We start from the raw sequence: 3,960 nt of genomic DNA, 5'->3' as shown, positions 1-3,960 counted from the left end.
GGGAACGGCCGCCCATATCGACGACAACGCCATGGTGATCGAACGCTCGGCGAACCGGCCGAGCGTTGTCGAATAGAACGAGCGAAGATCGACGATGTCGGAATGCATGGCAGGGATGTAGCCGTGATGTCGCCAGGTTTCAACAAAAGGCCGCGACGACCCGACATTCCGGGAATGTCATTCGACATCCGGGATGACATCGACCCGCAAGCGCCCTATGTCTGCGGCCATAACGGAGAGATGTGATGCCGGTCGAAATCGAACAGTTCATGTGCCGCAGCGACAATTTCGGCGTGCTGGTGCATGACCCCAAAAGCGGCCAGACCGCGATCATCGATGCGCCCGAGGAAGCGCCAATCTTGGCCGCGATAAAGCGCACCGGCTGGACGCCGACGATGATCCTGACCACACATCATCACATGGATCACGTTGAGGCCAATCTGGCGCTGAAGGAGCGCTTCAAGCTGCGCATCGTCGGCCCGGAGGCCGAAAAGGCCAAGATCCCCGGCATCGACGAGACCGTCGAAGACGGCTCGGTTCTCCATCTTGGCGATGAAAGGATCGAAGTCATCGCCACCCCCGGCCACACTGCCGGCCACGTTTCCTATTATTTGCCGGCCTCGAGCGTGGCGTTCACCGCCGACACGCTGTTTGCGCTGGGTTGTGGGCGGCTGTTCGAATGCAAGCCGCCGGTAATGTATGATTCGCTGAAGAAGCTGGCTGCACTTCCAGCTGAAACGGCCATCTATTGCGGCCACGAATACACGCTCTCCAACGCCCGTTTCGCGCTGACCGTCGACCCGTCCAATTCAGCATTGAAGGAACGCGCCGCCAGGATCGAAAAGCTGCGCGCCGAGAACAAGCCGACGCTGCCGACGACGATCGGCGAGGAACTGTCGACCAATCCCTTCCTGCGCTGGCACGATCCGGCGATCCGCAAGCATCTTGGGCTGGAGAAGGCTTCCGACGCCGAGGTCTTTGCCGAAATCCGCAAGCGCAAGGACAACTTCTAGAGCCCGTGATATCGTCGACGCCATGACCAGCTCCGCCGAAATCATCGCGACGCTCGGGCTGAAGCCGCATCCGGAAGGCGGCTGGTATGCCGAGACCTTTCGCGATGGCACTGGCGGCGCGCGCGGCCATTCGACCGCCATTTATTTCCTGCTTGAGGAGCATCAGGTTTCGGCCTGGCACCGGGTCAAGGACGCCGCCGAGGTCTGGCATTTCCATGCCGGCGCCGCGCTGGCACTGGCAATGTGGGAAGAAGGCAGCACCGTTGTGGAGCAGGTGCTTGGAATCGATCTCGCAGCCGGTGAGCGGCCGCAGATCGTCGTGCCGGCGGGCTGGTGGCAATCGGCGCGCAGCCTCGGCGAATGGACGCTGGTCGGCTGCACCGTCGCGCCGGGCTTCGAGTTTGCCGCCTTCGAACTGGCAGCACCCGGCTGGCAGCCGAAACAACCGTAGCTCAATAAGAGCCCGGATATAGCAGGGACCCAAGCGTGATCGCGAGTTGGGCGGCGTAGTACAGCGCCCAGACGGCGAAGCGCATCCAGGCGCGGTGCGGCGAGATGGCGGCCACCAGGAATTTCTCCGTGGCGAGCAGCCCGTCGGATGCCATGAACAACAGCGCGCCGCCGATCACGGAGACGTTGCTGGTGGTCAGCGCCGAGATACCCATTGCCAGGATCGCAGCGACATAGACGGCGATCGGCATACGCAGGCCGGGACCGACGCGCCGCCACAGCGCCGCCAGCATGACGGCCGCAAACACCGCCATAGCGAGCGCGATCGCTCCGCGCCACGACTCGGCGCCAAGCACCCCCAACCCGCCACCGCTGCGCAGGAACAGCGCGACATAGACGATGTGGGCGACAAGAAAACTGGCCAGCCCGCCGAGGAAGGCCTTTTCACCGTCGCGCGACAGGAATGCGTCGCCAACGGCGCTGAGGGCGAGCGCGGCGGCGAGCAGCAGCGGGCCGCCCTGCAGCCCGGCCAACACGGCAAGCATCGCCACGGCGAGCGTCTTTGCCGCCGAGCGGGCGAGCGTTGGTGGCATGCCAAGCGTAAAGGCGTAGATCACCGCCGCCGCCAGCGAAAAGATCAGTGTCGCATTGGCATTTGCGTCGATGCCGCCGGCAAACGGCATCGTCATGCCCCGGCCCTGCTTTGGGACGCCCTGGCTCCGCTCTCAGCCGCTGGTTTGCGCAGGAACAGCGACTTCGCTGCAAGTGCGGCCCCGCCGGTGATGAGCACGCAGGCGGCGAGGATGCGCAGCGACGGCTCGGCGACGCCGGCCGCGATCAGCACCAGCGTCGACAACAGCGGTGCGGCGTAGCTTGCAGCACCCAGCACCTGGATGTTGCCGCGCTTGACGCCGATGTCCCAGGCATAGAAGGCCGCCCCCACCGGCATCAGGCCAAGGCCGAGCACGGCCAGCCACTGGCCGGCACCGTCAGGCAGAACCGTCTGTTCCAGCGCCAGGTGGCAGGCGAGCGACAACACCGCGGTCGCCGCGCAGAACCAGGTGACGATGCTGGTCGGCACCGACGGGAAGCGCCGCGACAACAGCGAATAGGACGACCACAGCACGGCACAAACGGCGGCCATCGCATAGCCGAAGGCGTAACGGGCGTCGAAGGCGAGGCCCCCGCCCTTGGTGACGATCAGCACGGTGCCGGCAAGGCCGAGCAGCGCGCCGACGACATGGTTCCAGGCCAGTTTTTCGCCCGGCATCAGCGCCGAGCCGAGCACGATCAGCAAAGGCCATAGATAGGCGATCAGGCTCGCCTCCACAGCCGGCGCATTGCGCAGCGCTGTGAAATAGAAGAAGTGGTAGCCGAACAGCCCGGCAATGCCGATCAGCCACACCTGCGGCGGTATCTTCTGGCTCTTGTCGGGTGCCGGCATGAACAGCCGCGCGACCAGCCCGACACCGGTGCCGATCGAGAAGGTGATCGCCGACAAGAGGAACGGCGGCACCTGGCCCGACGCATCGGTGAGCAGTGCGAGCAGCGCCCACATGGCGACCGCCGAAAAGCCGATCAGTGTTGCGCGCCCCATTCTGTCTCCAGTGGCGCGCCAATTCTGCGCCTGGCTATTGTACCGCTTCGAAACGTCCGGCGCTGATGGTCAAGGTGCCGATCTGCGTGCCCACCGTGGCATGGATCGGCGCATATACGCCGGTTTGGCCGAGCGGTGCAAACGTCACCATCATGCGGCTTTTGCTCTTGAGATAGTTGAGCGCCTTGCGGCCCTTGCGATAGCCAGCCACCGGCTCGAAGCCCATCCGGCAGGTAACCGTGTCGCCCTTGTAGCCCGGCACCGAGATCGTGCCCTTCGAAGCGTAAGTCAGCGTCAGATCGGCGCGCATCTCGCCGTCGTAGAACTTTACCGTGCGGCCGCAGACCTGGTCGAGGCTGTCGGCATGGATGACGGTGGCAGCCATCGGATCGAGCACCGATGCCAGGTCGCCGGCACCGAGCGGCACCCAACTCTTGGGGTCGCGCTTGCCCGGCGCCGGGACGACCTGCGTCGAGGTGACCCTGCCATTTGCAAAGCGGATGTCGACCACCGATGCCTTCTTGCCGGAGGTGTAATCGGCGCGGAATGCCTGCGGCACCATCCTCTTGCCCGCAATCGTGCCTTTGGACGAGATCGTGCCACGCGTGTCGTCGAACAGTTTTGCCAACCCTGCCGCGCTGACGCTGCCTTCGATCGCGTAGGCGCCGTTCTCATAACGGCTGGAAAACGTTGATTTCGCTATCGAAAGTCCAAGGAACGACACCGTATACTCGCCCTTGAACGACTGCGGCGAGGCAGCAGACGCGGCGGACGGCAAGGCTGCGGCAAGCATGGCGGCAAAGGCATGTGACGAACGAAGCATGGCGGGATCGGGTCCTTGATTTTCGGCCGGAGGCGGGCAACTCCGGTCTGGCATGTCCCTATGAGACCGCTTATAGG

General features: G+C 64.3%; 5 protein-coding genes and 1 pseudogene. 2 read left to right on the top strand and 4 right to left on the bottom strand.

All coding sequences use genetic code 11. The features are described from left to right. Nucleotides 1-108: pseudogene (locus tag EOA22_RS39080) on the bottom strand (SAM-dependent methyltransferase); the annotation flags it as partial. Nucleotides 109-245: 137 nt separating this feature from the next. Between EOA22_RS39080 and gloB the strand changes: the two are divergent. Both gloB and EOA22_RS26465 read left to right on the top strand, forming a co-directional pair. Then, complete coding sequence (gloB, locus tag EOA22_RS26470) at nt 246-1,013, top strand: hydroxyacylglutathione hydrolase (protein ID WP_013529378.1); 768 nt, start codon at nt 246-248, stop codon at nt 1,011-1,013. 22 nt (nt 1,014-1,035) lie between these two features. Further along, complete coding sequence (locus EOA22_RS26465) at nt 1,036-1,464, top strand: cupin domain-containing protein (RefSeq protein ID WP_127390328.1); 429 nt, start codon at nt 1,036-1,038, stop codon at nt 1,462-1,464. Nucleotide 1,465: 1 nt separating this feature from the next. On the opposite strand, the gene EOA22_RS26460 is transcribed toward EOA22_RS26465, so the two are convergent. From EOA22_RS26460 to EOA22_RS26450, 3 genes are read right to left on the bottom strand one after another with little or no spacing between them, the layout of a single operon-like run. Next, nucleotides 1,466-2,152 carry a lysoplasmalogenase gene (locus EOA22_RS26460; protein ID WP_063169103.1) on the bottom strand — a complete coding sequence of 229 codons (687 nt, stop codon included), beginning with the start codon at nt 2,150-2,152 and terminating at the stop codon, nt 1,466-1,468. Further along, the gene (locus tag EOA22_RS26455) at nt 2,149-3,060 is read right to left on the bottom strand and encodes an EamA family transporter (protein WP_063169104.1); all 912 of its coding nucleotides are present in this window, start codon (nt 3,058-3,060) and stop codon (nt 2,149-2,151) included. Before EOA22_RS26455 ends, EOA22_RS26460 begins: the two co-directional genes overlap by 4 nt. A gap of 34 nt (nt 3,061-3,094) precedes the next feature. Continuing rightward, a complete protein-coding gene (locus tag EOA22_RS26450) occupies nt 3,095-3,883 on the bottom strand; it encodes a DUF3108 domain-containing protein (RefSeq protein WP_063169105.1) in 789 nt (262 codons plus the stop codon). Nucleotides 3,884-3,960: the final 77 nt, after the last annotated feature.

The sequence above is a fragment of the Mesorhizobium sp. M7A.F.Ca.US.014.04.1.1 genome, from assembly GCF_003998745.1.
Classification (GTDB): Bacteria; Pseudomonadota; Alphaproteobacteria; order Rhizobiales; family Rhizobiaceae; genus Mesorhizobium; species Mesorhizobium ciceri.
Note: the sequence above shows the minus strand (reverse complement) of the source record. Positions and strands in the feature narration are given on the sequence as shown.

Bases quoted from the DNA above. Each gene is read 5' to 3' on its own strand.
- gloB (WP_013529378.1), top strand. From the start codon at position 246: ATGCCGGTCGAAATCGAACAGTTCATGTGCCGCAGCGACAATTTCGGC.
- EOA22_RS26450 (WP_063169105.1), bottom strand. From the start codon at position 3,883: ATGCTTCGTTCGTCACATGCCTTTGCCGCCATGCTTGCCGCAGCCTTG.
- EOA22_RS26460 (WP_063169103.1), bottom strand. From the start codon at position 2,152: ATGACGATGCCGTTTGCCGGCGGCATCGACGCAAATGCCAATGCGACA.
- EOA22_RS26465 (WP_127390328.1), top strand. From the start codon at position 1,036: ATGACCAGCTCCGCCGAAATCATCGCGACGCTCGGGCTGAAGCCGCAT.
- EOA22_RS26455 (WP_063169104.1), bottom strand. From the start codon at position 3,060: ATGGGGCGCGCAACACTGATCGGCTTTTCGGCGGTCGCCATGTGGGCG.